This window comes from Trueperaceae bacterium (assembly GCA_036381035.1).
In the GTDB taxonomy this organism is placed as follows: Bacteria; Deinococcota; Deinococci; order Deinococcales; family Trueperaceae; genus DASRWD01.
Genome location: DASVDQ010000033.1, coordinates 12,893 through 39,548 on the forward strand (window position 1 = coordinate 12,893; position 26,656 = coordinate 39,548).

Genomic DNA, 26,656 nt, shown 5'->3' on the forward strand with positions numbered 1-26,656 from the left:
GCTAGCCCCTGCCGCCCGCCGACGCGGCCCGCGCCGCCTCGACGCGCTCGGGGTGCAGCTTCGTGAGGTAGCGCTTGAGCCCCGCCGCGTTCATGGCCGCGTCGGAGGTCAGCTTGTAGCGGTGCGCGATGCCCGGGGGCACGCGGGCCGCCGCCAGCTCGGCGTCCTCGAACGCCTCCATGCGCCGCGCGAGCGCCTCGTCGCCCTCGCCGACGGCGAGGCCCCTGAGCAGCTCGGCCTCCCAGGCGCGCATCACGCCGGGGTAGGCCTCGAGGTGCGCCCTGGCGTCCGGCACGGGCCCGAAGTGCGAGAGGACGAGGCGCGTCGGCCCCAGGGCGAGCTGCCTGCGCACGGAACCCTCCTTGAGCTCGATGTCGAGCTCGGGCGGCGCCAGCGCCGGCCTGATCACGCCGGCGCCGGGCAGCACGACGCCGGCCGAATCGCCGCAGAACAGCGTGCCGTCGGGCAGCAGGTAGGAGACGTGGTGCGAGGCGTGCCCCGGCGTGTGCACGACCCGCACGTCGAGCCCGCCCACGTCGTGGCTCTCGCCGTCCCGCACGGCGACGACCCGCCCCGCGGGCACCGGCAGCATCTCGCCCCACAGCGTCGACAGCGCGTCGCCGTAGACGCGGTGGGCGCTGGCCATCAGCCGGCTGGGGTCGACGAGGTGCGGCGCGCCGACCTCGTGCACGAGCACCGTGGCGCCGGTGCGTCGGGCGAGGGCGCCCGCAGCGCCGGCGTGGTCGAGGTGGATGTGCGTGAGGAGCAGGTGCGTGACGTAGCGCTCCTCGACCCCGAGGGCGCGCAGTCCCGCCAGCACCTCGGGCAGCGTGACGCCCGGGCCCGTCTCGACGAGCGCGTGGCCGCCGTGGGGCAGGGCGACGACGAAGACGCCGATGGTGCCCGGGTGGCCGTGGTGCAGCGTGTCGATCAACCAGACGCCGCCGCCCAGGTCGCGGACGCGCGGGTAGTCGGGCAGCGGCGGACGCAGCGGGGCCTCCCCCGACGTGGCGCCCACCTCGCCCTCGGCGTCGCTGCGCGCCGTCACCCGGCCGCGTCCTCCCCGCCCGCCTCGGCCTCGAGTACGGGCGCGGCGGCGTCCTCCTCGTCGGCGACCTGGTTCACGAGCGTGCCGACCCCCTCGACCGAGACCTCGATGACGTCGCCGACGTTGAGGCGCCCCACGCCCTCGGGCGTGCCCGTGAGCACCAGGTCGCCGGGGCTCAGGGTCATGAACGTCGAGATGTACGCGAGGACGTCGGCCACCGGGAAGATCATGTCGCTGGTGCGGGCCTCCTGCCGCACCTGGCCGTTGACGACGGTGCGGACGCCGACGTCGCGCGGGTCGACGTCGGTCTCCAGCCACGGGCCCACCGGGCAGAAGCCGTCGGCCGACTTGCCGCGCACCCACTGGAGGTCGGAGCGCTGCTTGTCACGCGCGGTGACGTCGACGGCGCAGGTGTAGCCGGCCACGTGGTCGAGCGCCTCCTCCGGCGAGACGTTGCGCAGGCGCTGGCCGATGACGACGGCCAGCTCCCCCTCGTACTGCAGGTCCTGCGTCCACGAGGGGTACGGGATGTCGTCGCCGGGGCCCGCGAGCGTGTTCAGGCCCTTGAGGAACAGCCCCGGCTCCTTGGGCAGGTCGGTGCCGCCCACGGGCATGTTGCCCATCTCGCGGATGTGCGCGGCGTAGTTGCGGCCCACGCACACGATCACGCTCGGCTCGCACGGCGGCAGCAGCGTGACCTCGCTTATCGACACCTCGGTGCCGTCAGGGCGACCTAGCATCGACGTGAGGCGGCGCACCATGCCGCCCTCGACCTCACCCCAGCTGATCCCGTCGTAGCTCCGGTAACGGACCAATCGCATGTCGCTCCTCCCGGCTACGCGCCCACCAGGTCGGTGAGCTCGTGCCACTCCTCCATCAGTTCGAGCAGGCGCGCCTCCAGCGCGGCGTGGCGCTCCCCCAAGGCGGCGATGACCTCGGCGCGGGTGGGCGGCGGCCCCGCCCGCGAGGCGAGCTCGGGGACCAGCGCGATGGCGTCGTCATCGAGGCTCGAGAGGCCCCCGCCGATGCGCTCCAGCTCGTCCTCCACCTCGGCGATGCGAGCCTCGAGCTCCGCGAGGTCCCGCCTCAGACGCCACGGGCTGCGTCCGGCGAAGCGTCCGCCCGCCGGCGCCCGTGGAGCGGCCGGACGGGCGGGCCCTGCGGGCAGCGGCTGCGCCACGGCGTCGCCGGCTCTCTCCCGCCGCTTCCTCCAGTAGAAAGACCAGTCTCCCTCGTAGTCGCGGAAGGCCCCGCCGTCCACCTCCCAGACGCGGTCCACGAGGTCCGCGAGGAAGCGCCTGTCGTGCGACACGACGAGCAGCGTGCCACGGTAGGCGCGCAGGGCGTCCTCGAGCGCCTCGATCATCTCGACGTCGAGGTGGTTCGTCGGCTCGTCGAGGACCAGCAGGTTGTGGCGGCCGAGGGTCAGGAGCAGCAGCGCCAGGCGCGCCCGCTCGCCTCCCGAGAGGTCCCTGACCTTCTTGAACTGCGCCTCGTAGGGGAACATGAAGCGGCCCAGAGCGTCGTGGGCCTCGCGGTCGCCCATGCGCCTCAGCAGCTCCTCGAACAGGGTGGCTTCGTCGTCCACGCCGCGCAGGTCCTGGTCGTAGTAGCCCAGGCGGACGCGCGCGCCCGTGGTCACCGACGCGCGCGGGTCGAGAGAGGGCAGCTCGCCGAGGAGCGTGCGCAGGAACGTCGTCTTCCCCGCCCCGTTCGGGCCCACCAGCGCGACGCGGTCGCCGCGCCGCAGCTCCACGGACACGTCCTCGAAGAGCGTGCGGTCGAACCTCTGCGTGAGGTGCCTGGCCGTGAGGACGATGTCGCCCGACTCGTCGCAGTCGAACGCGAAGCGCGTGGTGCGCTCCGGGCGCGGCACCTCGTCGACCATCCGCGCGTCGAAGCGCTCGGCGCGGCCCAGCATGGCCTTGGCGCGCCTGTGCAGCTTCGCGTTCTGCCCCGCCCAGCGCTTCATCTGCTCGGCCGCGGCGTGCAGCCTGGCGCTCTCGCGCTCCTGGTTCGCGCGGGTGGCGGCCTGGACCCTCTCGGCCTCCTCGCGCGCGGCGCGGTAGGCGCTGGGGTTGCCCGCGCCGACCCTCAGCTCGCCGCGGGCGACCTCGGCGGTCGTGTCGCAGGCGGCGTCGAGGAACGCCCTGTCGTGCGAGACGACCACGGCGGCGCCGGGGTAGCGGGCGAGGTGGCCCTCGAGCCAGGCCCGCATGTCCATGTCGAGGTGGTTCGTGGGCTCGTCGAGGAGCAGTACGTCGGGCTGCTTCATCAGCAGGCGGGCCAGGCCCAGGCGCGTGCGCTCGCCGCCGGAGAGGTCGCGCACCCTGTCGTCGTGGCGCGCGGCGAACCCGAGGGCGTGGAGCACGGCGTCGCGCCGCGCCCGCCGCGAGTAGCCGCCGCGCCGCTCGAAGACGGCATGGAGGCGCTCCCAGCGCTCGAACCTCTCCGGGTCGTCGAGGCCGGCGGCCTCCAGGGACGAGAGCTCGCCCTCGAGGTCGTCGAGCTCGGCGAAGGCGGCGTCGGCGACGCTCCTGACCGTGTCGCCGGGGCCGAACTCCGGGTCCTGGTCGAGGAGGCCGAGGACGACGCCCCTGGCCCGCACGACCTGGCCCTTGTCGGGCTCCTCGAGGCCCATGAGTAGGCGCAGCACGGTCGACTTGCCCGAGCCGTTGCGGCCGATGAGGGCCAGCCTCTGACCCTCATGCACCTCGAGAGACGCGTCGCGGAGCACGACCTGCTCGCCGTAGGCCTTCTCCACGCCGCTCAGGGCCACGAGCGACATGACGCACGATTCTAGCAGCGGGGCCGCCCCGCGCAGGGAGCGGCGCAGACGCGCGGGACGCGAGCGGGGGGCGGCGCGCGTCCTCTCGACCCCCTGCGAACGGCGGGGCCGCCCCCCTCAGGGAGCGGCCCCGACCCGTCGCGCCGAGCCGGCTCAGGTGTAGCGGATGTTGTTCTCGGTCTCCAGGTCGAAGGCGTGGAGGAACTGGAGGTCGGCGACGAGCTCGATCTGGTCGCCGGCGCGCACCTGCGTGTGGGGGTCGACGCGGGCGACGATGCTCTGGTCGCCGCCCACCGAGGCGATGATCATGGTCTCGGCGCCGAGCGGCTCGACGACGTCGACGGTCGCCTTGATCACGTTGTCGCCCTCGGGGATGTTGCCGCCGCGCACGTCGAGGTTCTCCGGCCTGATGCCGACGTAGACCTTCTTGCCGGCGTAGGCCCTCAGCTTCTGGGCCAGCTCGCCGCCCGGCTTGAGGTCGAAGTGCGGGCTGGTGATGCGCCCGTCCTGCACGGTGCCGACCATGAAGTTCATGGCGGGCGAGCCGATGAAGCCGGCGACGAACTTGTTCGTGGGCCGGTCGTAGAGGTTGATCGGCGTGTCGACCTGCTGGATGTAGCCGTCCTTCATGACGACGATGCGCGTGCCCATCGTCATCGCCTCGACCTGGTCGTGGGTGACGTAGATCGTCGTCACGCCCAGGCGCTGGTGCAGCTTGCTGATGGACGCGCGCATCTCGACGCGCAGCTTGGCGTCGAGGTTAGACAGCGGCTCGTCCATCAGGAAGACCTTCGGCTCGCGCACGATCGCGCGGCCCAGCGCGACGCGCTGGCGCTGGCCGCCGGAGAGCTCGCGCGGGCGCCTGTCGAGCAGGTGCTCGATCTGCAGGATGCCGGCCGCCTCGCGCACGCGCTTGTCGATCTCGGGCTTCGGCGTGCGGCGCAGCCTGAGGCCGAACGACATGTTCTGGTAGACGTTCATGTGCGGGTAGAGCGCGTAGTTCTGGAAGACCATCGCGATGTCGCGGTCCTTGGGCGGGACGTCGTTCACGACGCGGTCGCCGATCCTGATCGTGCCCTCGCTGATCTCCTCGAGGCCGGCGATCATGCGCAGCGTCGTCGTCTTGCCGCAGCCCGACGGGCCGACGAAGACCATGAACTCCTTGTCCTCGATGTGGAGGTTGAAGTCCGCCACGGCCGTGACGTTGCCGAACCGCTTGTAGACGTTCTCCAGTACGACCTCAGCCATGCTGCCTCCGGTGCCGGAGCGGCCGGCGCCGCCGCGCCCCTGCCGCCCGCTCTCGTTCGCTCGGTGCGAGGGTAGCATCCGCCCCCGGGCGCGCGCTTGCTGGTTGACCTCGATCCGGTCTAGATTCGGTCCACCATGAGGCTGACAGGCAGGGTCCGCTCGATCAGCTACCTCAAGGCGCACGCCGCCGCCTGCGTGCGCGACGTCGCCGAGAGCCAGGAGCCGCTGGTGATCACGCAGAACGGCGAGGCGCGGGCCGTGCTCCTCGACGTCGCGACCTTCGACCAGCTCCAGGAGACGGCGGCGCTCCTCAAGCTGCTGTCCCTGGCGGACAGGCAGGTCGAGGAGGGCATGCTCGAGCCCGCCGCCGAGTCGATAGCCGCCTACAGGGTCGAAGGGTGAGGGGCGTGGGCGGCCGCGCCTGGCGCTCGGGCACCCCGCGGACGGACGCGGTCCGGAGGACCGCCGCCCCGTGACGCGCCGCGTCCTCCTCACCGACGGCGCCGCCCGTGACCTCGACGAGTGGTACGCGGCCGCCTACGCCCGCGGCGGGCCTGCCGCGGCGTCCCGGGCCCTCGACCTCATCGAGCAGGTCGTGGGGCGCCTCGCCGCCGGCGACGTGCGCGACGAGCCGCTGCCGCAGCTCCGGGAGCTCGGCATCACGGCGGAGCGCCAGGTGGTCACGAGCGACGGGCTGCGCGTCGTCTACCGCGCCTCGGGCGACAGCGTCGTGGTCGTGCTGATGGCGCCCGTGGCACGGTCGTTCCAGTCGCTGCTGCAGCGCCGGCTCCTCGACGCCTGAGGCGCCCCGCGTCGCCGCGGGGCGACCCGGCGGCGGCCCGCAGGGAGGGCGCTCCATCCCCTCCGGCCCCACACCGCGCGACCCGGCGCGAGCGTGGCCGGCTGGTACACTCGCGGCCGATGTCGGACGCCCCTGACCTCCTCAGGGGTCGAGAGGCCATGCGCGCCGGGTCCTGGGCCGACGCCTACGAGGCGTTCTCGCGCGCCGACGCCAACGTCCCCCTGTCAGCACCCGACCTCGAGTCCTGGGCGGCCTGCGCCTACATGCTCGGGCGCGAGGAGGAGTACGAGGCGCTCCTCGACAGGGCGCACCTGCGCTACCTCGACCTCGGCGACACCGTGCGCGCCGCCTACTGCGTCTGCTGGCTGGCGCTGAGCCTGGCGGGGGCGGGCGCCGTCGCCCAGGCGGGGGGCTGGTTCGCCCGCGCCAGGCGGCTGATCGCCGGCGTGGACGAGGAGACCGTGGTGCACGGGTACCTCGCCCTGGCCGACGCCATGAGCGCCGTGGCGGCGCGACGCGACGACGAGGCGATGCGAGTCGGCGGCAGGGCGGTGGAGATCGGCATGAGGTTCTCCGACCCCAACCTCACGGCCCTGGCCCTCCAGCTCATGGGGCGGGTCGAGCTGAGGCGCGGCAACACCGACGCGGGCCTCACGCTGCTCGACGAGGCGATGGTCACCGTCGCGTCGGGGTCGCTGATGCCGGCCGTGGCGGGCATCGTCTACTGCAGCGTCATCGACGGCTGCCGCTCGGCGTACGCGATAAGGCGCGTGCACGAGTGGACCGAGGCCCTCACGCGCTGGTGCGAGCGCCAGCCGCAGCTGGTGACGTTCACCGGCGAGTGCCGCGTGGCCAGGGCCGAGATGCTGGTCCTGCGCGGCGACTGGGACTCCGCGCTCGCCGAGGCGGGCCGCGCCGTCGAGCGCGTCCACCCGTGGGTGGCTAACCGCGTGGCGGCGGCCGCGGCGTACCAGCGCGGCGAGGTGGCCCGCCTGCGGGGCGACCTCGCCGAGGCCGAGCGCGCCTACGAGGAGGCGGCCAGGGCCGGGGGAAGGACCCAGCCCGGCCTCGCGCTGCTGCGCCTGGCCCAGGGCGCCGACCACGTGGCCGCGCAGGCCCTGGACCGCGCCCTGGGCGAGACCACCGACCCGCTAGCCCACGCGCGGCTGCTACCGGCGAAGGTCGAGGTCGCCCTGGCACGGGGTCAGGTGGAGGAGGCGCGGGCGTCCGCCGCGGAGCTCGGCGAGGTCGCCGCGGCCTTCGGGTCGCAGGCGCTCCAGGCGCTGGCCGACCAGGCCGCGGGCGCCGTCGAGCTGGCCGCCGGCGACGCCGCCGCGGCCGCCGCGAGGCTCCGCCGTGCCGTCGACGCCTGGCACGAGCTGGTCGCGCCCTACGAGGCGGCGCGGGCCAGGGCGCTGCTGGGCGAGGCCTTCAGGTCACTCGGCGACGAGGAGGGCGCCGAGCTGGAGCTCGACGCCGCGCGTGCCGTCTTCGAGGAGCTGGGCGCGAGGCCGGACCTGGAGAGGCTCGAGGCGTCGTCGGGCGTCCGCGCGGCCGGCCACGGCCTGAGCCCGCGCGAGCTGGAGGTGCTGGCCCTCCTCGCCCGCGGCGACACGAACAGGGCGATCGCCGGCCGCCTGGGGATCAGCGAGCGCACCGTCGACAGGCACGTGAGCAACATCTTCGACAAGCTCGGCGTGGCGTCGCGCGCCGAGGCCGCTGCCTACGCGGCGCGCCACGGCCTGGGCTGAGCTGGCCAGGACTACCCATACGTCGCCGCGAGGGCGCTGGGTGGTCTCGCCGATGTGCCGTCCCTGACCTCGGCACTACCTTCCCCCCAGCGGCAGGTCACCCGCCGCAGCTGAGCGCGGGCGACCGGCCGAGGGAGGTAGAGAGATGACCACAGACCTGTTGGACGCGTTCGGCGAGGGCCGGCGGCCGCGCGTGCGCGAGGCCGGGACGGAGCGGTTCGACACCGTCGTCATCGGCGGCGGGCAGGCGGGCCTGTCGGTGGGCTACCACCTCAAGCGCCGCGGCGTGAGCGACTTCGTGATCCTCGACGCCGAGAAGCGCACCGGGGACGTCTGGCGCCGCCGCTGGGACTCGCTGCGGCTGTTCACGCCGGCGGCCTTCGACTCGCTCGACGGCATGCCCTACCCGGCACCGCGCTGGCACTTCCCCACGAAGGACGAGTTCGCCGACTACCTGGAGGCGTACGCGCGGCGCTTCGAGCTGCCCGTGCGTCACGGCACCCGCGTCGACCGGTTGACCCGGGGCGGCGAGGGCTTCGTGGTGGCGGCGGGGGACCGCCGGTTCGAGGCGCGCAACGTCGTGGTCGCGATGTCGAACTTCCAGCGGCCGAAGATCCCCGGGTTCGCCGCCGACCTCTCGCCGCGCATCGTGCAGCTCCACTCGAGCGAGTACCGGAGGCCGGAGCAGCTCCCGGAAGACGGCGACGTGCTGGTGGTGGGCGCCGGGAACTCGGGCGCAGAGATCGCCATCGAGCTCGCGAAGTCGCGCCGCGTGATCCTCTCCGGCCGCCACCCCGGCGAGCTGCCGTTCGACGTCTTCAGCAGGGCCGCCCACGCCGGCCTCCTGCACCTGGTCATCAAGGGCGTGTTCCACAACGTGCTCACCGTCGACACGCCCATCGGCCGCCGCGTCAGGCGCAACGCCAAGGACCACTCCGGGCCGCTCATCAGGACGAAGTCGCGGCAGCTCGCGGACGCCGGCGTGGAGCGCGTGGGGCGCGTGACGGGCGTGAGGGACGGCCGACCCGTGCTGGAGGACGGCACCGCGCTCGACGTGTCCGCCATCGTCTGGTGCACCGGCTTCCGGCCGGGCTTCGAGTGGATCGACCTGCCGCTGCGCTTCGAGCCGAACGGGTTCCCGGCGCAGCACAAGGGCGCGGCGGAGGGCGTCCCCGGCCTCTACTTCGTGGGGCTGCACTTCCTCTACGCGTTCTCGTCGACGATGATCCACGGCGTCGGCAGGGACGCGAGGAGGGTGGCGGAGGCCATCGCCGCGCGGCGCGTCGCCGCCGGTGCCGACCGTGAGGCCGCCCCCGCACCCGTGGCGGCGTGAGCTCGCGCCAGCCGGGCCGCCGCGAGCACGAAAGCGGGCCCGCCGCTCCTCGTGAGCGGCGGGCCCTGGTGGTGGAGGCGGCGGGAGTCGAACCCGCGTCCGGAACCGCCTCGACCGTGCGTCTACGCGCGTAGCCACCGATCGCTTGTCGGCGGGGCCCGAGCTCCGTGGCCGGCTCTTGGGACCCGCTTACGCGTCTAAGCTCTCACCCCTCGGCCGACGCGCGAGCCTCGGGGCCAGCCCGCTTCAGGTCGTTCGCACCGGCGAGCCACGGGCGGGGCTTCCGGGGAACGCTAGCTGCGGTTAAGCAGCCAGAGCGTAGGTGTTGTTGCCAGTTATGGCGCGGCAGGATTGTTGACGCGGCCAACTGCCATCCGCGGCGCGCAGCAACGGCCTCGGTACCGGCCCCGTCAAGGCCGTGTCGCCCCCGAGCGTGGCTGCCGGCGGGCCACCTACGAGAACCCGCGCACCGGAAAGTATACTTCGGCATGCCGCCGGCCGTCCGTATGCGGGGCATCACCAAGCGCTTCCCCCTCGTCCTCGCCAACGACCGCGTGGACTTCGAGGTCGAGTGGGGCGAGGTGCACGCCCTCATCGGCGAGAACGGGGCCGGCAAGTCGACCCTCATGAAGGTCCTCTACGGGCTGCAGCATCCCGACGAGGGCACCATCGAGGTGAACGGCGAGCGGGTCACGGTGCGCAGCGCCCGCGACGCCATCGACCTCGGCATCGGCATGGTGCACCAGCACTTCATGCTGGTCGAGCCCCTCACGGTGACCGAGAACCTCGTCCTCGGCTCCGAGCCGACGGCGGGACCGGTCCTCGACTACCGCGCGGCGCGCCGGCAGGCCGCGAGGCTCATCGAGGAGTTCGGGTTCGACCTCGACCCCGACACCCGCATCGAGGACCTGCCGGTGGGTCTCCAGCAGCAGGTCGAGATCCTCAAGGCCCTCTACCGCGACGCGCGGATACTGATCCTCGACGAGCCCACCGCCGTGCTCACGCCGCAGGAGACCGTGGGCCTGTTCCGCTTCCTGCGCGACTTCGCCAGCAAGGGCAACGCGGCCATCTTCATCAGCCACAAGCTCGACGAGGTCGTCGAGATCTGCGACCGCATGAGCGTGATGCGCGACGGCCGCATGATCGGCACCGTGAGGCGCGAGGAGACGAACCAGCGCGAGCTGGCCAACATGATGGTCGGGCGCGAGGTGCTCCTGCGGGTGCAGAAGGGCGAGGCGCGCCCCGGCGCCGTGGCGCTGGCGGTCGAGGGCCTCACGCTCGCGCACCCGTTCAAGCCCCGGAACGTCCTCGACGGCGTCAGCTTCGAGGTCCGGAAGGGCGAGGTCCTGGGCGTGGCCGGCATCGAGGGCAACGGCCAGTCGGAGCTCGTCGAGTGCGTGACGGGCATGCGCACCGACTACCAGGGCACGGTGCGGATGCTCTCCGGCGGCGAGCTGCACGACGTCTCGCACGAGCCCTTGCGGAGGCGCCGCGAGCTGGGCATGAGCCACGTGCCCGAGGACCGCAACGGCCGCGGCCTGATCCTCCCCTTCACGGCGGCGCAGAACGCGATCCTCGGCGACCACCACAGGCCGCCCTACGCCGGCCCCCTCGGCCTGCTCGACGAGGCGGCCATCCGCGAGCACGCGCACAAGATCATCGAGGAGTACGACGTGCGCCCGCGCAGCGTGACGATCCCGGCGTCGAACTACTCGGGCGGCAACGCCCAGAAGCTGATCGTCGCCCGCGAGCTCGAGCGCAAGCCGAGCGTGCTCGTCCTCTCCCAGCCGACCCGCGGCGTGGACATCGGCGCCATCGAGTTCATCCACCAGCAGATCGTCGACGCCCGCGACAGCGGCCTGCCGGTCCTCCTCGTGAGCGCCGACCTGAACGAGGTCCTCTCGCTCTCCGACCGCATCGTCGTGATGTTCGAGGGCCGCATCATGGGCGAGCTCTCGCAGGCGGAGGCGACGCCCGAGCTGCTCGGCCTGATGATGGCTGGCTGCGACGTGGCCACCGCCCGCGCCCGCGCCGGCGAGGTGCCGGCCGCCCCCACCGGACCGGGCTGAGGCTCGGTCCGCAGCGTCCGGGCAGGCCGCGGGCCGAGGCTGCCGGCCCGGCCCCGGCCGGTTCGCGCGCGCCCCGGGTCGGCTGGGCGAGGTGTCTTCCACCGGCCCTCAAGTCACTATCCCGAGCTCGAGATACTGGCTCCGGGCGTCCCGCCCTCGGCAACGTCGTCCAGACGAACGATGCGGCATCGTGGCCGGTCTCGGTCTTCAGCACGTTTCCGGGATAGTCGCTGGCCGCCTACTATCCCGAAGCCGGGATATAGACCTACGGCCTTCCGACCTCGGGAGCGTCGTCCTGGACGCGCTTCCCTCCCCTTCGGGCGCCTGGAGCCACCATCCCGCTCGCGAGATACCGACTTAGCGATCGCAGGAGACCCGCTGCAAGGGGTCCGGCGCCGCAGCGGCGGCGGACCCCACCGCTCACCGCCGGCTGACCAGGACCAGCTCGAAGTCGCCGGGCTCGGTCAGCTCGGGGTTGATGATGGCCAGGCCGGCGTCGATGTCGAAGCTGCCGTTGACCCTGATGTCGTCCTTCGCGGCGATGCGCCCGCGGATCGTGCTGGAGCCGTTCTGCGTGAACCTGCCGCCCGCCACGGCGGCGAGGAACATGTCCGAGGAGCCGTTGACCGTGATGTCGCCCTCGGCTATCAGGGCGACGCCCACGCCCACGGTCCCGTCGTCGAGCGGCGTGGCCTCGTAGCTACCGTTGATGGTGATGTCGCCCGCGGTCGCCAGCGTCGTGGTGCCCTCGTAGACCGCCGAGTTCGAGCCGTTGAGCGTGAGGCTCTCCTCGGCGTAGACGTTCACGTTCGTGAGCCTGTCGGCGCCGTTGGTCGAGAACCTGCCGTCGAAGGCGATGAAGGTGGCGTCGCGGGCCCGGAGGGCGCCGTTCACCGTGAAGTCGCCGCGCGAGACGATGTTCACGCCGTCGAGCGTGGTCGTGCCGTTGAAAGACGTGGCCTGGCTGTACTCGAGGCACACGGTGGAGCCGGCGGGCAGCGCCGCGATGTCGGTGAGGAGCCGCGACACCGGGCTCGGCCGGCTGGTGTAGCGCAGGTCGCAGTCGATCCCGAACAGCGAGGAGTGGTCGGGGCCGTGCGAGATGGCGGCGAGCGCGGCGTCGCGGCGGGCCACGTAGTCCGGCGTGATCGTCACGGGGTCCGTCAGGTGGACGGGGACGCCGCCCTGGCAGATCCCCGGCTGCGCGGGGTTCACGCTGCAGCTGGCGCCGGGCGAGCCGGAGATAGGCACGGCGTCGCCGCTGACGGTCTCGGTCCTGGTGCAGACGCCGGTGGAGTCGCGCTCGATGCAGACGCTGAACTCCTGGCTGCCGTTGAGCGTGAAGCCCTCGTTCGCGTGTATGCCGGTGCTCACGTAGGAGCCTGAGCCGTTGCCGGTGAAGCTGCCCTCCGTGGCGATGCCGTAGTCGAAGAAGGTCGGCAGCCTGGTGGACCCCGACTCCATGGCCACTAGCGCCTCCGACACGTACTCGGCGTCGCCCGGCGCCGTGCCCAGCACCGCCACGTAGGCGAGCGTGGGTGTGCGCCGCCGGTACGCCTGGAGCTCGTAGGTGGGCGAGAAGTCGACGCCGCTGATGCCCGGCAGCGTGAGCTCGGTCGGGAACTCGCCGTCCGCCTCGAACGCGCGCTGCAGCGCCACGAAGGCGGCGTTGAGCCCCGCCGCGGCGTTGTTGTCCGCCCGCGTGGCCGACCGCGCGTTCCCGGCGATGCCGAGGTTCATCTGCGTGAGGAACAGCGTGCCGAGGCCGAACGCCACGAGCGCCGCCATCACGAGGAGCACCGACACTATCGCTATGCCCTGCTGCGGACGCTTCATAGGCAGTCTCCCAGGGACGCGCACTGCGGGTTCTTGAGCCCCACGGTGACGATCACCGGGTTCTCGCGCCCGCCGGCGTCCGTGAACCTCAGGCTGAGGCTGATGCCGCGCAGGTCCGGGTCGAGCGGCCTGTTGAGCGCGGCGGAGTCCGTGGCGACGACGAACATCGACTGCGCCCGGTCCAGCCAGGCCTCGACCTGCATGTCCACGACGCCGTGCACCGCCTCCTGCGCGTCCTCGCCGGTGACCTGGCGGTAGAGGGAACCGTCCTGCACGAAGTAGGTGACCTCGGTGAGCTCGCAGGAGCCGCTGACGTAGCGGTCCTCGTAGTAGCGGACGGTGATGCTGTCTGCCGAGCCGCTCGCGCCGTCGGTGGCGACGAGCGGCTGGCCGCTGAACGCGCGGGTGAGCGCGTCGTCGTCGGTGCAGCGGTAGCCGGCCAGCCCGATCTCGTACTGGAGCAGCGAGATCGCCGCCTGGATGCCCTGCCGCACCTCGGAGACCTCCTCGTTGACGCGGTAGGCCCTGGCGGAGCTGCTGTAGAGCAGCGCCGCCACCGTCAGCACGACGGCCGCCACGGCCGCGGCGATCAGCAGCTCAAGGACCGTGAAGCCCGCGTCGCCTCTGCGCATCACCGCGCCACCGTCGAGGCCCTGAACGTGGCGCCGCCCGGGCCCGTGATGACGACGTCGACCTGCCTGGCGACGGCGTCCGTCACGCTCGCGTCGCGGCAGGCGATGTCGGCGCCGCTCATCTCGCAGGGCAGGACGTCGACGGTGCAGGCGAAGGCGTCGCTGGGCAGGCCCGAGCGACACGACTCGCCGTGCACGGGCGTGCTGACGTAGCGCGAGAACTCGCGCTGGAGCTGGAGCTCGCTCTGGGCGAGGTTCGCCATCTCCTGGGAGAGGACGGCGCCGCGCGTGCCGCGCAGGGCGGTGCCCTGGAGCGCGAAGACCGCCAGCACCGCGACGGCGAGGACGGCGACGGCGATGACGACCTCGAGCAGGGTCAGGCCGCTGGACCTCACGGGCGCACCACCCGCACCTGGCCGGCCGCCGACACGTCGACGGCGTAGGCCACGTCTCTCGCCCGGAACGTCGTGCTGCTCGCCATGAGGCCTCCGTTGCAGCGCTGCGCCCGCCCGTTGGGAAGCCACAGCATCTGGAGGTCCGGCATCGTGGTGCTGACCTCCAGGCCGCGGTACTCCGCCAGGTCGAGCTGTCCTATCTGGACCTGGTCGCCGGTGCAGCTGACGTTCGAGGACTGCTGGGACGCGCGCACCGAGACGGTGCCGGCGTCCAGGTCGAGCGCGACGTTCACGGGCCTGTTGCGCTTGATGGCCTGCATGCGCGCCTCTTGGAGCAGCGCCTGGAAGTCCTGGGCGGCCAGTCGCGAGGCCGGCGCCCTGAAGGCCGCCACGGCGATGGCAGCGAGGACCCCGATGACGCCGAGCGCGACGAGCAGTTCTATGACGGTGAAGCCGTCGCGGTCGCGCCGCGGGGACGTGGGCGAGACCGCCGGGAGGACGGGATGGTATGTCACGCACTCTTACAGTACGCTGGCGGCCGCAGTAGGGCTAGTGCATCCGTCAGGTGCGCCGGCGGCGCGGCAGCGCGACGTCAGGCCAGGAAGCGTCCCAGGTGCTGCGCGACCTGCGCGAACTCGATGAGGAACGCGTCGTGCCCGTGGGGCGACCTGATGCGCGCGTACTCGGCGTTCGGCAGCGCGGCGGCCAGGTCACGCACCTCGCTCTCCGGGTAGAGCACGTCGGAGTCGATGCCGATGACCAGCGCCGGCATCGTCAGGCGCGACAGCACCGCCTCCGTGCCGCCGCGCCCGGCGCCCACGTCGTGGTCGTCCATCGCCAGCGTCAGGTAGATGTAGGTGTTCGCGTCGAAGCGCCGCACCAGCTTCTCGCCCTGGTACGCGAGGTAGCTGGCGACCTGGTAGGAGGCCGAGACGAGCCCGTCCGCCCCGACGCGCCCGTCTTCGCACCGCGACCGGCCGAACTTCCGCTCGATCGAGGCGGGAGCGCGGTAGCTGAGCATCGCGATCGCCCGCGCCAGCCCCAGGCCCGCCGCCGGCTGCCTGTCGAGCCTGTACTGGCCGCCCTGCCAAGCCGGGTCCGTGACGATGGCGCGCCTGGCGACCTCGTTGAGGCCGATCGCCCACGCCGAGTGACGCGCGCCGATCGCGATGGGGACGATCGAGCGCACCATCTCGGGGTACATGGCGGCCCACTCGAGGACCTGCATGCCGCCCATCGACCCGCCGACGACCGCCCGCAGCGAGCTCACGCCCAGGCGGTCGAGGAGGCGCCTCTGCACGGCAACCATGTCGCGCACCGTGTAGCGGGGGAAGCGCGTGCCGTACGGCCGACCGGTGGACGGGTCGAGGCTCGTGGGCCCCGTGGTGCCGTAGCAGCCGCCTAGCACGTTGCTGGACACCACGTGCAGCCTGTCGGTGTCGATGGCCTTGCCGGGGCCGATGAGCGCGTCCCACCAGCCCGGCGCTCCGTCCCTCTCCCCCACGCCGGCGGCGTGGGCGGAGCCGGTCAGCGCGTGGCAGACGAGGACCGTGTTGTCGCCCGCCGCGTCGCGCCGACCGTACTCCTCGTACGCCACGGCCACGTGCTCGAGGCGTCCGCCCAGCTCCAGCTCCAGTGGGTCCTCGGGCGTGGCGACGTCCACGACGCGCGTCGCCACGCTCCCGAGGCTGCGTTCCCTGGGCTCCCACGTGCGCGCGATCAGCGCGGCGTGCTCGCCCCAGGTCTCGTGGAAGAGGGTCGGGGCGTCAGTCGGCGGCACGGTCCGAGCTGACGCTCTGGGTGCCGCCGCCGGCACGACGCGCGGCCTCCAGCGCCTGCGCGAAGTCGTCGATGAGGTCGTCGACGTGCTCGATGCCGGGGCACACGCGGATCAGCCCGGGCGTGACGCCGGCCGCGAGCAGCTCGTCCTCGTCGAGCTGCGAGTGGGTCGTGCTGGCAGGGTGGGTGACGCTGGTCTTGGCGTCCCCGAGGTTCACGAGGCGGGAGGCGAGCTTGAGCGCGTCGAGGAACGCCTTGCCGGCCGCCACGCCGCCCTCGAGCTCGAAGTTGAAGACGGCGCCGGCGCCGCGCGGGAAGTCCTTCCTGGCGCGCTCGAAGCTCGGGTGGTCCGGCAGCTCCGGGTACACGACGCGCGTGACGCCCTCCTGTTGGCCGAACCACTCGACGAGGCGGCGCGTGTTGTAGACGTGGCGCTCGGCGCGCAGGCTCAGCGTCTCGAGGCCCTGGAGGAAGAGGAAGGCCTGGTGCGGCGAGAGCGCCTGGCCCTGGTCGCGCAGGCCCTCCACGCGGGCGCGTATCGCGAAGGCGATGTTCCCGAACGGCCCGTCCTTGCCGAAGACGTCGGTGAACACCAGCCCGTGGTAGCTGGGGCTCGGCTCGGAGAAGCCGGGGTAGCGCCCGTTGGCCCAGTCGAACGTGCCTAGGTCGACGATCAGCCCCCCTACTCCCGTGCCGTGGCCGTTGATCCACTTCGTCGCCGAGTGGACGACGATGTCGGCACCGTGGTCGACGGGGCGGTAGAGGTAGCCGCCGATCGCCGTGGTGTTGTCCACCACCACGGCCACGCCGCGCTCGTGGGCCACGGTGCTGATGGCGTCCAGGTCGCAGAGCCGGAGGGAGGGGTTCGGGATGGTCTCGATGAAGATGGCCTTCGTGCGGTCGTCGATGAGCCTGGCGTAGTCGTCGGGGTCGTCGTCCTCGCCCACGAACCGCGCCTCGATGCCGAGGCGCCGCAGCGTGACCGACAGCATGTTGCGGCTGCCGCCGTAGAGGTTCGGCGAGGCCACGATGTTGTCGCCCGCCTCGGCGAGCGTGGTGAAGGTGAGGAACTCGGCCGCGTGCCCCGAGGCCACGGCGAGGGCCGCGACGCCGCCCTCGAGCGCCGCGATGCGCTTCTCGAGGACGTCGTTCGTGGGGTTCATGATACGGCTGTAGATGTTGCCGAACTCCTGCAGCGCGAACAGGCGCGAGGCGTGGTCGGCGTCGTCGAAGCCGTAGGCGGTCGTCTGGTAGATGGGCACGGCGCGCGACTTCGTCGCGGGGTCGATCTCTTGGCCGGCGTGGACCTGGAGGGTCTCGAAGCGGTAGGACATGTCAGCTCCTCGGGGTTGGGGACTAGGTCGTGGTGTGTGGCTCCACGGGGAGGCCGGCGCCCGGGCCGCCGCGTCGGCGGCTCGCGACACGCCTCCCCGCCCGCGCCTGCTGCCGGCGCGGGCCCGGGCACGCGGCTCTGAGTGGCGCCCCTGCCAGGGCGCCGGCTCAGGCCGCGCTGAGCATTCGCCTCGTCTTAGCGTTCGCTGTGGTCACGCCTGCTCCTTATCTCCCCGGCGGCTCGCCATCGTGACTGCCACCGCCGGCTGGACTTAGCACCCGCCTAGATGGAGGCTGGTTGCTGCGGCGTCGTCGGGCCAGGTCCCTCAGCCGCTCTCGATAAGTCCGGCCTTCGCCCGGCCGGTGGGCTCATCGGGGTCTCCCCCGCGCCGGGGCGGCGCCCCGGCTCGCCCTCGCGCCTGTGGCGCGCGAGCGATGAAGCGGAGTAGAGCACGTCGCGCCCTCGCCTTGCAAGCCCCGGGGCACGCCACGCGACCCGCGCCCGCGCGAGGCGGGCCATAGGATGCGCTGGTGCGGACGCTCATCGCCGTCATCCTGGTCCTGGCGCTCGCCGCCTACCTGGCGTACCGCTTCGTCTTCCCCGTCCCGCGCTTCCCCCAGCCGACCGGCGAGTACGCGATAGGCACGCGCCGCTACCACTGGGTCGACGCCTCGCGCCCGGACCCGTTCGTACCCGGCAGCGACTCTCGCGAGCTGATGGTGCAGGTGTGGTACCCGGCCGCCTCCCGGCCGAGGGGCGACCCGGCGCCCTACCTGAGCAGCGCCGCCCTGCGCGACGCCGTGGCCGCCTTCTTCCGGCTGCCCGGGTTCTTCCTGCGCAACGTGCAGTACGCGCCCACCCACGCGTTCGTCGACGCTCCTCCCGCGGCGTGGAGTCGTTCAGGCGGGAGCGCGAGCGCGCGGGCGGCTGGCCGGAGAACGAGATCGCGCACACGGTCGGCGACCAACTGGCTCTGTTCGAGCGCTCGTCCGCCGACGCCTACCACCTCGAGGCCGACGCGATGTTCCACGTGAACTGGACCGACGCGCCCATCCTCACGCCGGTGACCGGCGCGACGCCGGGTCCGCGGGGTCGCCGTGACCCGCGCAGCCACGCGCCACCGAGGCGGGTGCGTCTCATCGACGCTCATGACGCGCGGATAGCATCTGCTGTCATGTCCGTCCAGTACGCGACACCCGACAGGCTGAAGGACCGGCTCGCGCTCCACGAGCGCTTCGCGCCCGAGCAGGAGCCGTTCCACTCCTGGCTGTTCCGGCAGGTCCAGGCGCCCGCACGCGCCGACGTGCTCGAGGTCGGCTGCGGCTCCGGCCACATGTGGACGGTGGTCGCGCCGGCGGTGCCGCGGGGCTGGCGTCTCACGCTCAGCGACCCGTCCGAGGGGATGCTGGCCGAGACGCGCGCGAACCTGCGGCGCGTGGGGCTCGAGGCCGACCTGCGCCGGCACACCGCGGCGGACATGCCGTACGCGGACGCGTCGTTCGACGTCGCGTTCGCGAACCACATGCTCTACCTCGTGCCCGACGCGCGCACCGCCGTCGCCGAGCTGCGTCGCGTGCTGCGGCCGGGCGGACGGCTCTACGCCGCCACTAACGGCACCAGCCACGTGAAGGAGCTCCACGACGAGCGCGAACGGCTCGTGGAGCTGCTGCCTCAGCTCGACGTCGAGCGGGTGGACCTCAGGCGGTTCGCCCTCGACACGGGCAAGACGCTGCTCGAGGCCTACTTCGACGAGGTGAGGGTCTTCGAGCGGCGCGACGTCCTGCTCGTCACCGAGGTCGAGCCCTTCGTGAGGTACGTCCTCTCCCTCGTCAACTCCCCCCTCGACGAGCTGCTGGCCCGCGACCCTGACGCGGCGGCGCGCTTCCGCGCCTGGCGCGAGTCCGTCGAGGACCGCTTCGCCAGGGGGCCCGTGCGCGTGCAGCGCTACAGCGGCTTCTTCGAGGCGTTCTAGGGCGCGACTGACGGGGGCCGCGCGTGGCGGCTTATCATCGGCCGATGCTTCCGGCCGACCTGTGGGAACCGAAGGAAGCCGCCGTGCGGCTCGCCGCCGAGCTCGGCCGCTGGGCGAGGGAGCGCTCCGACGAGCACTTCGCCGGCGGCGGGAGCCTGGGCGTCTCGTCGAAGTCGAGCCCCGGAGACTTCGTCACCTCCGTCGACCTCGCCGTGCAGGAGCGTCTCGTCGCGGCCCTCACGGCGGCCTTCCCCGGCTTCGGCCTGCTCGGCGAGGAGGCGGGGCTGTCGCGCGTCGAGACGGACGAGCCCGTGTGGGTCATCGACCCCATCGACGGCACGCACAACTTCCTCCGCAACTACCCCGGCTTCTGCGTGTCGATCGGCCTGGTGCACCGCGGACGGCCCGTCCTCGGCGCGATCTACGAGTCGTCGTCCGACGCCGTCAGCTGGGCCGTGGCGGGCGGAGGGGCGTGGCGCGAGCCGGCCGAGGCGGTGCTCGCGCGCGCGCAGGGCGCTGCTCGCCGGTCGACGAGCTTCTCAGGCCCGCCCTCCGGCGAGAGCGCCGAGCGCCTGCGAGTCTCCACGCACCGCCGCCTCGAGCTGGCCCTGCTCACCTCGGGCTTCACGAACGCCGCCGCCAACGACGCGGCCACGATGGCCGTCTTCGGAGACCTGCTGCGCAGCGCCGCCGGCTGCCGCCTCAGCGGCTCGGCGTGCCGCGACCTGTCGCTGGTCGCGTCGGGTCGCGTGGACGTGTTCTTCCAGCACGGCATCAGCCCCTGGGACGTGGCGGCCGGCGCGGTGATCGTCGAGGAGGCCGGCGGGCGCGTCCACCTGGAGCTGAGCGGGCCCGACCTGACCCGCTCCGGCCCGCTGAACGTCTTCGCCGGGGCACCGGGCGTGCTCGAAGAGGTCCTCGACCGCCGGCGCGCGGTCCTGGAGGCGTTCGGCGCGTCCGCAGCGGTGCCGGGCCCGAGCCCGCGCTGACCGCCGGCCGGAGCGGCGGGCGGGGAGCTCGCGGCCCGCGACCGGGAGCCCCTAGCTCCGCGAGCAGCGGGGGTACATCGCCATCACGGTGGCCACGTCGCCGGGCGACAGGCCGTCGCGCTGGCCGATGGTGACGTTCGGGTCTATGGGCGTGATCGTGTCCTCGCCGTTCTTGCTGAACGCCCAGCTCGGGTAGTGCATGATCGAGCCGTAGTCGTACGGCCCGTAGTCGTCGCCGTCGGTGATGCGCTGGTTGAACTGGGCCTTCATCCCGTCCTGGATGTTCTCCCAGTGGATGCGCACGTACAGGTCGCGGTCCTCGCGGCTCTGCTCGTGCCACAGGCCCACGGCGTGGCCGATCTCGTGGATCACCGAGCCGACGTCGCACTCCGCTCCCAGCGAGACGTCCTGCTTGCCGCCGCGCATGCCCACGTACGACCAGCAGCCGCCCGCGTCGGTGAAGTTGACGTAGTTCGGGTACCGCGCCGCGTTGTCCGGGGTGCGCTCGACGAACCGGAACGGCGTGTGCTCGCTCCAGTGCTCGATGGCCGCCCTGACGCGGTCGGGCTCCGGCAGCTCGGGGTCGATGACGTAGGGCATCACGCAGTTCGGCCAGCGGAAGGTCTGGTGCGGGATGCCGATGCCGTAGGCGCGCCTGTCGCCGAGGGCCGCGGCGTTCCGCGCCTGGTCGGTGAGGCGCCTGACGTCGCTGACGGCGCCCAGCGCGATGTCGCCCTCGACGATCGCGATGCCGTCGACGTCGTAGTAGGTGACGGCCTTGCGCGTGAACGTCGTGCCCGCGATGACGGCGACGTCCATCCGCTGCGAACCGGCCTGCTCGCACGCCTTCGAGCGGGCGCGCTCTGCGCCGGCGGGCGGCACGGTGGAGGGCCGGTCGCCGCCGGCCCTCTGGTCCGTCACGGGTTGCTCCCCAGGTTCTCGCTCATGCGGTCCTCCCCGGAACCATCTCCCCCGCCATCATGGCGGTCTCGCGCGCACCGCACGGCGGCGGCCACGACCAGGCTACGCGACGTCTGACGCGACACGACCGAGCCACCGCGGGCAACGCTGCGGCTACGCTCCCCGGAGCCAGGCCCCCAGGCGCTGGAAGAACGAGACGTCCTTGAAGTACTCGGTGTGGGCGGCGAGCGGCCCGCGTCCGGTGGTGAAGGTGACGTCGCGGACGCCCTCGAAGATCGGCGCCGCCGCGTAGGCGAGGTAGTCGGAGGTGTCGATGACGTTGAGCCACCGGCCGACGCCGGGCGGCTTGGGAGCCCGCTCCTGGCGCGGGTTCGGCACGCGCGGGTCGCTGGCGAGGAAGAGCTTCATCTCCTCGAACCAGCCGACCTGGTTGCCGACGGTCACGAGCGTGTCGACCCCGATGCCCTCGAGGAACGAGGTGAGCACGTCGAGGACGATGTTCGCGCCCATGCTGTGGCCGACGACGAGCAGCGGGTCGCCGGGCCTGGCGGCGCGCGCGGCGGACTCGATGGCACCGGCGATGCGCTCGACGATCGCCCCGGGCCGCGCGGGCGTGCCACGGGCCTTGAGGTAGACGAGTATGTCGCCGACGAAGTGCGTGAGGTACGGCTGCACGGTGCGGCGGAGGCTGCGGCCCGGCTTGCCCCAGCGCCAGTCGGCGATCGCCTCGCGCACGCGGTCGACGGCGCGGGTGAGCGCCTCCCAGACGTCGGTGTGCTCGGGGTCGGCGACGGCGACGGCGTCGTAGGCGGGGGGCGCCACCAGGGCGACCCCGCCGGCAGGCGCCTCGCGCCGCGCCGGCGCGGCCGGGCGCGGGGCGCGCTCCTCGGCGCCCTTGACGGCGAGCCTCGTCTCCTGGCGCAGGCGCTCGAGGAACGCGTGGTCGTGCTCTACCTCATGCGTCCACAGCGGCGCCGGGTTGTCCTCGGCGTACTCGTTGAGGCCCGTGGCCACGGCCACGAGCGACGCGGCGTCGATGTCGCTCTCCTCGATGGCCGTCGAGACGAGTAGGTCGACGGCCTCCTTGAAGTCCTGCCTGGCGACCTCGAGCAGCACGCTGTCGGGCTGCGAGTGCCCCGCGGCCTCCTCGCTGATCAGCACCTGCTCCACCGGCACGGTGGCCTGAGGTCCGAGAGCGTCGAGCACGAGGACCGGCTCGCCCGGCAGGGAGGCGTGGTCCCAGGCCGCCTTCGCGCCGATGTCGCCCCAGTACGGGTTGACGATCTCCGTGTCGGCCTTCGGCAGGACGTGCCGCCTGAAGGCAGCGTTCCTGAACCTCATCTGGCGCTCGTAAGACGGTCCCGCCCTCACGCTCACGCCGTGCACGAATACGAGTGGCATGCTCCACCTCGCTTGGGGATGGGTTCGTCGAGCCGCCGGCCGACGCTTCGATGTCCGTCGCAGCCCCGGCGGCCACGGCGTTTCGGTTGACACGACTATAGGCCACCCGCGGCCGCGCTCCCCTGCGAAGTCGCTGAAGGCTCGCTTCACCGAACGTTCAGCGGGGCGGCCCGTGGTCCGGGCAAGCGCCACCGGCCCGGGCAGGGGTCCTCCGCGAGCCCTACAGTCAGTAGCCCGCTGACGAGCTAGCGACCCGGCCACGAGAAGTGCCGCGCGAGGCCGTCCTGGCGGCCACTCCTGGGGCGCCCACGACCATCAGCGAGTATCCCGCTTCCGGCCTACTGACTTGAGCTTCGCCTCGCCCCCTACAGTCACTAGCTCGGTTCCGAGATACTGGCGAGGGGCGATCCGGTCGCAGGTTGCGCGTCGTGCACGGTTCCGCTTGGTCGCCAGACGCTGTGGGACAGTAGCCCGAGAGAGGGCTACTGACTTGACGGTCCGCGGGAGAGGTGGGGCACCACAGGCGGCGACGTTCGCGGCACCGCGTGTGCGGGCCGGCCCACCGGCCGCCACCCATGGGCGCAGTCTCCGGCAGGTCGCCACGGTCGGGTCTCACTGACGCGCGACGCGCGCCGAGGCCTGCCGGGCACCGGCCCAAGCCGCCGGGCCGAATGGGCCCTGCTCGAGGGACGATGGAACCGACTTGGCCAGAGCGAGCGACATCCTCTACCTCGCGCGGAAGACGCGGGGCTTCACCCAGAAGGAGCTGGCTCGGCTCAGCGGCGTGGGCCAGCCCAAGATCAGCGCCTACGAGCGCGGTGAGGTCGAGCCTAGGTTCGACGTCCTCGAGAAGCTCGTCGGCCACTGCGGGCTGCGGTTGGCGGTGCGGCTCGAGGACAACTCGTTCCCGCCCTTGCCGGGCCTGCTGGGCTTGCACCGGTTCAAGGTGCTGCAGTGGGCGCTCGCCACGCGCGGGCGCGGCCACGGCCTGCTGGACGTGCGAGCCGTGCTGCCGGGGAGACCCGATGACATCACGGTCCTCGTCCGCACGACGCCGGGCAGGCTGGGCCTGAACCGACGCGCGGCGGAGGAGCTGGCGGCGTACCTGTGGAAGGCGATGGGGCACGTCGAGGTCATAGACCTCGACACGGTGGCCGAGCCTGCCAGGAGCGAGCTGCTCGAAGGGTCGGTGCCGGTCGCGTTCGTGGGCCGGAAGCGGCCGGTGCGGGAGACCCGCTTCGAGCCCCCATCCCCCGACGAGAGGTGGTACGGCACGCGGCTGCTCGACGCGCTGCCCGGTCGCCTCTACGGGCAGCCGGCCTACCCGCGCAAGGGTGCTCCGCCCCTCGAGTCTTTCCGCTACCGCCAGGCCGTCGAGGCGGAGGAGAAGGCGGCCCTCGACGAGGAGCGGGAGCGCGTCAGCGACGAGCAGCTGTGGCGGAGCCTCGATGAACGCGTGGTCACCAGGATGCTCGATCGCTGACCTGAGCCGCCCGGTCGCCTGCCGCCCGCGGCCGGGCGCACGACCTCGTACCTTCGTCGGGGGTTCGTCCGGGCGACTAGCGGTAGCGTCGCGGGCGGAGAACATGGAGACTGGTTACGGAGGCCCACGGATGGACGACAGACCGCACCAGCAGGCCGCGGCCCATAGCGAGGAGATCCAGCGCGTGCACGTGGAGCCCGAGGACCGGCTCGCGTTCCGCGTGGGCGTGAACATCCTGACCCTGGCGCTGCTGGTGCTCGCCGGGTACCTCGTCTGGCGGAACTTCCTGCAGTGAGCTTCTTGGGCGCGCTCTACCTCGTCGTAGCGCTGCTGCTGCTCGGCACCCTCGCGGCGCAGTCGGTCGCCGCGCGCCACCGGTACGTCATCGGGGTCACGTTCGGCTCGGCCCTGCGGCTGCTGGTGGGCCTGGGACTGTTCGCCGTCGTGCTCTACGCCACTGCCTACTTCCTCGGCCTGGTCGGCGGCTTCTACGAGTCGCTGACGTGCAAGGTCGTGACGCTGCCATCCTGCGAGGACCCTCTGGCGCTGCCGGCGTGGCTGGGGCTGCCGGAGGCGAGCGTCGGCGGGGTCATCGGTATCCTGCCGCTGCTCGGCATCTTCCTCGCGAAGGCGCTGCAGCCGAAGGGCGGTCGGGCCACGGACTCGGTCGCCGGGGCGGCTTCGGAACTGGGGGCGGCCGGCCCCCGGGGCGCCGCTGGGCTCACCGGACGCGCCCCGGACGACGGCGATGGGCTCGGCGGGAGCGTCGCAGCGCCGCCCCGCAACTACTTCGTGTTCGAGCGCGAGGGCGGAGCCTACAGCGTCCTCGCCACCGAGGACCTGCCAGCCGCGCTGCTGCCGCCCGACGTGAGGCGCGCGCTGGCCGAGCAGGCCTCACCGCGTCCGTGGCGCGAGCGGTTTCTCGCGGGGTTCCTCGCGTGGCTGTCGGCGAACGGCGCGCTCATCGCGATATTCCTCGTCGAGATGTGGCTCGCCTGGCTGCGCGGCGCCGCCGAGGCCGCCGACCGGCAGGTGCGCCTGGCGCTGGGCCTCGACGCCGACCTGCCCGCCGCCTACCTGGGCGTCGCGCAGTGGGGCGCGGTGGTGCTGGCGCTGGGCCTGAGCGTCGTCGTGCTGTTCCTCGGCGTGGCCGCGCAGCACGGGCTGCACGTCGCCGGGCGCGGCTTCGCGGGGCTGAGGCAGGGCGCCGGGCTCGTCGACCTCGTCGGGTCCACGCTGGCCGTGTTCGCCAGCGGGCTCCGCAACGCCTGGACCGTTTCGGCGATCGCGATCGGCCGCTTCGCGCTCAAGGCGCAGAGCGCCCTCACCAGGCTGTGGGTGCTGAGCATCACCGCCTTCGGCCGGGCCCTGCTCAAGCTCCAGAGCGGCGCCTTGCGCGCCTGGGCGTTCCTCGCCATACTCATCGGCACGTTCGTGCTGCTCCTGTCGCGCGTGTTCGGGCGCCTCTTCGTCTGGCTGGGGAGCCTGGGTCGGTGCCGCGGGCGGGGCGGCGGCCCGCCGCCGGAGCCGCAGCCGGGCGCGTCCCTGGAGGAGCCCGTCGTCGCCGCGCCGCCCGAGCCGGTCGGCGTGCGTCGGCCCGGCGGTGGGGTGCTGGCGCTGGCCGCGCTCCTCGGCCTCGGCCTGCTGGCGCCGACGGCCCGGGCGGCCACCACCTACGTGGTCCTGCAGGACGTCTCCGGCGGCGAGGTCTCGCGCCTCGAGGACGCCAACAAGCAGCTCCTCAGCTGGGCCGACCCGTCGCCGCAGCGCGCGCTGCTGCAGCGCTTCGACAGGCTCGTCGTGATCCCCGTGCGGGCGCCGGGCGAGCTCGACACCGTCTACTCGGCCCTGTTCAACGCCGAGTACCCCGGCAGCCAGCTCGACCGCTTCGCCTTCTACGCCGAGCTGCGCAGCGTGCTGCCCGCGCACGTCGACGCGGCCTGGGGCACGGGCCTGTCGGAGGCGCTGCGCTCGGCCGCCTACTACCTGCGCGACGTGCCCGACGGCGAGGCGAAGGTGCTCGTGGTGTTCGGCAACGGCGAGGACCACTCGCCCGAGCCGGTCACGGCCGAGGAGCTGAAGCCGGCGCTGGAGGGCGCGGTGGTGGTGCGGCTGAACGCCGGCCTCGAGGAGCGCGACCGCTGGACGCAGCTCTACCAGGAGGCCGGCGCGAAGGCCCAGCTCGTCTACGACCAGGCCGCCACTCGGCTATTGACGATCGAGGAGCTGAGGCGGGACCTCGGGCGGGCGCTGGGCCTCACCTCCCTGCCCTAGACTCGGGCATGGGAGACGCAGCGAACCTGCCCGGCGCCGGCACCCTGACGCGCGCGCCCGACGGACGCTACCGCGTGCGGTTCGTGCGGGCGTACGACAGGCCCGTCGCCGACCTGTGGGAGGCGATCACCGAGCCGGAGCGGCTCGACACCTGGTACCCGGCCAAGCTGCGCACCAGCGGCGTGGTCGGGGAGCCCGTCACCGAGGCGTTCGAGAGCACAGACGGCACGCCGCCGCCGGAGGCGCCGCCCGGCACCCTCACGGTCTTCCAGCCGCCGCACGTCTTCGCCTTCGAGGTCTACGGACCGCCCGACTCCCCCTACCCCGGCATGAGGGGCAGGCAGGACATCCGCATGGAGGCCAGGGAGGGGAGCCGCGAGGACGAGAGCGTGTTCACCTTCACCCACGACGTCGAGACGCTCGAGGCGGCGCTGAGCGTCCTGCCCGGCTGGCACTACTGCCTCGAGTACCTGGCGCTGAACATGGGCGCGGATGGCGGGCCGACCGAGGAGAACCTGGGGCGCTACAAGGAGTACTACCAGCGGACGTACGGCGGCGGCGTGGTCGACGCCGCCGCCGAGCCGTAGGCCCGCACCGGGCAA

General features: G+C 72.8%; 24 protein-coding genes, 1 other RNA gene and 1 riboswitch. Of the genes, 12 read left to right on the forward strand and 13 right to left on the reverse strand.

Annotation, left to right across the window (positions count from 1 at the left end):
• Position 1: 1 nt before the first annotated feature.
• From VF202_05370 to ugpC, 4 genes are all read right to left on the reverse strand, one after another.
• The gene (locus VF202_05370) at positions 2–1,048 is read right to left on the reverse strand and encodes an MBL fold metallo-hydrolase (GenBank protein HEX7039523.1); all 1,047 of its coding nucleotides are present in this window, start codon (positions 1,046–1,048) and stop codon (positions 2–4) included.
• A complete protein-coding gene (locus tag VF202_05375; protein ID HEX7039524.1) occupies positions 1,045–1,869 on the reverse strand; it encodes a fumarylacetoacetate hydrolase family protein in 825 nt (274 codons plus the stop codon). The genes VF202_05370 and VF202_05375 overlap by 4 nt, the downstream gene beginning before the upstream one ends.
• 14 nt (positions 1,870–1,883) lie before the next feature.
• Positions 1,884–3,836: an ABC-F family ATP-binding cassette domain-containing protein gene (locus VF202_05380; protein ID HEX7039525.1), complete on the reverse strand. Its 1,953-nt coding sequence runs from the start codon at positions 3,834–3,836 to the stop codon at positions 1,884–1,886.
• Between the two features lie 153 nt (positions 3,837–3,989).
• Complete coding sequence (gene ugpC / locus VF202_05385) at positions 3,990–5,084, reverse strand: sn-glycerol-3-phosphate ABC transporter ATP-binding protein UgpC (protein HEX7039526.1); 1,095 nt, start codon at positions 5,082–5,084, stop codon at positions 3,990–3,992.
• A 135-nt stretch (positions 5,085–5,219) separates the two neighbouring features.
• Between ugpC and VF202_05390 the strand changes: the two genes are divergently transcribed.
• From VF202_05390 to VF202_05405, 4 genes are all read left to right on the forward strand, one after another.
• A complete protein-coding gene (locus tag VF202_05390; GenBank protein HEX7039527.1) occupies positions 5,220–5,486 on the forward strand; it encodes a type II toxin-antitoxin system Phd/YefM family antitoxin in 267 nt (88 codons plus the stop codon).
• A 70-nt stretch (positions 5,487–5,556) separates the two neighbouring features.
• A complete protein-coding gene (locus VF202_05395; protein ID HEX7039528.1) occupies positions 5,557–5,886 on the forward strand; it encodes a type II toxin-antitoxin system RelE/ParE family toxin in 330 nt (109 codons plus the stop codon).
• A 119-nt stretch (positions 5,887–6,005) separates the two neighbouring features.
• Positions 6,006–7,637, forward strand: a complete 1,632-nt coding sequence (locus VF202_05400) for a LuxR C-terminal-related transcriptional regulator (protein ID HEX7039529.1) — start codon at positions 6,006–6,008, stop codon at positions 7,635–7,637.
• Positions 7,638–7,782: 145 nt separating this feature from the next.
• Positions 7,783–8,970, forward strand: coding sequence for an NAD(P)-binding domain-containing protein (locus VF202_05405; protein HEX7039530.1), 1,188 nt, complete (start codon positions 7,783–7,785; stop codon positions 8,968–8,970).
• 69 nt (positions 8,971–9,039) lie between these two features.
• Here the strand turns inward: VF202_05405 and ssrA are convergent.
• Positions 9,040–9,399, reverse strand: a transfer-messenger RNA (tmRNA) gene (gene ssrA / locus VF202_05410).
• Between the two features lie 59 nt (positions 9,400–9,458).
• Between ssrA and VF202_05415 the strand changes: the two genes are divergently transcribed.
• Positions 9,459–11,039 (forward strand): ABC transporter ATP-binding protein, encoded by a 1,581-nt coding sequence (locus VF202_05415; protein ID HEX7039531.1) that lies wholly within the window; start codon positions 9,459–9,461, stop codon positions 11,037–11,039.
• Positions 11,040–11,459: 420 nt separating this feature from the next.
• Here VF202_05415 and VF202_05420 read toward each other — a convergent pair whose 3' ends face one another.
• The 6 genes from VF202_05420 to VF202_05445 form a co-directional block, all read right to left on the reverse strand.
• On the reverse strand, positions 11,460–12,875 hold the full coding sequence (locus tag VF202_05420) for a hypothetical protein (GenBank protein HEX7039532.1): 1,416 nt from the start codon (positions 12,873–12,875) through the stop codon (positions 11,460–11,462).
• Complete coding sequence (locus VF202_05425) at positions 12,872–13,507, reverse strand: prepilin-type N-terminal cleavage/methylation domain-containing protein (GenBank protein ID HEX7039533.1); 636 nt, start codon at positions 13,505–13,507, stop codon at positions 12,872–12,874. Before VF202_05425 ends, VF202_05420 begins: the two co-directional genes overlap by 4 nt.
• A complete protein-coding gene (locus VF202_05430; protein ID HEX7039534.1) occupies positions 13,507–13,902 on the reverse strand; it encodes a prepilin-type N-terminal cleavage/methylation domain-containing protein in 396 nt (131 codons plus the stop codon). The genes VF202_05425 and VF202_05430 overlap by 1 nt, the downstream gene beginning before the upstream one ends.
• Positions 13,899–14,417, reverse strand: coding sequence for a GspH/FimT family pseudopilin (locus tag VF202_05435; protein ID HEX7039535.1), 519 nt, complete (start codon positions 14,415–14,417; stop codon positions 13,899–13,901). Before VF202_05435 ends, VF202_05430 begins: the two co-directional genes overlap by 4 nt.
• Positions 14,418–14,494: 77 nt before the next feature.
• Positions 14,495–15,682, reverse strand: coding sequence for a homoserine O-acetyltransferase (gene metX, locus VF202_05440; protein ID HEX7039536.1), 1,188 nt, complete (start codon positions 15,680–15,682; stop codon positions 14,495–14,497).
• Positions 15,669–17,015: an aminotransferase class V-fold PLP-dependent enzyme gene (locus tag VF202_05445; protein HEX7039537.1), complete on the reverse strand. Its 1,347-nt coding sequence runs from the start codon at positions 17,013–17,015 to the stop codon at positions 15,669–15,671. The genes metX and VF202_05445 overlap by 14 nt, the downstream gene beginning before the upstream one ends.
• A 220-nt stretch (positions 17,016–17,235) precedes the next feature.
• Positions 17,236–17,359: riboswitch (SAM riboswitch) on the reverse strand.
• Positions 17,360–17,544: 185 nt separating this feature from the next.
• Between VF202_05445 and VF202_05450 the strand changes: the two genes are divergently transcribed.
• From VF202_05450 to VF202_05460, 3 genes are all read left to right on the forward strand, one after another.
• Positions 17,545–18,048 (forward strand): hypothetical protein, encoded by a 504-nt coding sequence (locus VF202_05450; GenBank protein ID HEX7039538.1) that lies wholly within the window; start codon positions 17,545–17,547, stop codon positions 18,046–18,048.
• Between the two features lie 140 nt (positions 18,049–18,188).
• Complete coding sequence (locus VF202_05455) at positions 18,189–18,986, forward strand: class I SAM-dependent methyltransferase (GenBank protein ID HEX7039539.1); 798 nt, start codon at positions 18,189–18,191, stop codon at positions 18,984–18,986.
• A 44-nt stretch (positions 18,987–19,030) separates the two neighbouring features.
• Complete coding sequence (locus VF202_05460) at positions 19,031–19,975, forward strand: inositol monophosphatase family protein (protein HEX7039540.1); 945 nt, start codon at positions 19,031–19,033, stop codon at positions 19,973–19,975.
• Positions 19,976–20,026: 51 nt separating this feature from the next.
• Here VF202_05460 and legP read toward each other — a convergent pair whose 3' ends face one another.
• Entirely contained in the window at positions 20,027–20,896 is an 870-nt protein-coding gene (legP, locus tag VF202_05465; GenBank protein ID HEX7039541.1) for a Dot/Icm T4SS effector Zinc-dependent metalloprotease LegP, read from the reverse strand.
• 153 nt (positions 20,897–21,049) lie between these two features.
• Complete coding sequence (locus VF202_05470) at positions 21,050–22,297, reverse strand: hypothetical protein (GenBank protein ID HEX7039542.1); 1,248 nt, start codon at positions 22,295–22,297, stop codon at positions 21,050–21,052.
• A gap of 703 nt (positions 22,298–23,000) precedes the next feature.
• Between VF202_05470 and VF202_05475 the strand changes: the two genes are divergently transcribed.
• The 4 genes from VF202_05475 (at position 23,001) to VF202_05490 (ending at position 26,641) form a co-directional block, all read left to right on the forward strand.
• Complete coding sequence (locus tag VF202_05475) at positions 23,001–23,780, forward strand: helix-turn-helix transcriptional regulator (GenBank protein ID HEX7039543.1); 780 nt, start codon at positions 23,001–23,003, stop codon at positions 23,778–23,780.
• A gap of 130 nt (positions 23,781–23,910) precedes the next feature.
• On the forward strand, positions 23,911–24,075 hold the full coding sequence (locus VF202_05480; GenBank protein ID HEX7039544.1) for a hypothetical protein: 165 nt from the start codon (positions 23,911–23,913) through the stop codon (positions 24,073–24,075).
• Positions 24,072–26,054 carry a hypothetical protein gene (locus tag VF202_05485; GenBank protein HEX7039545.1) on the forward strand — a complete coding sequence of 661 codons (1,983 nt, stop codon included), beginning with the start codon at positions 24,072–24,074 and terminating at the stop codon, positions 26,052–26,054. Before VF202_05480 ends, VF202_05485 begins: the two co-directional genes overlap by 4 nt.
• 8 nt (positions 26,055–26,062) lie before the next feature.
• Positions 26,063–26,641, forward strand: a complete 579-nt coding sequence (locus tag VF202_05490; GenBank protein HEX7039546.1) for an SRPBCC family protein — start codon at positions 26,063–26,065, stop codon at positions 26,639–26,641.
• Positions 26,642–26,656 lie beyond the last annotated feature (15 nt).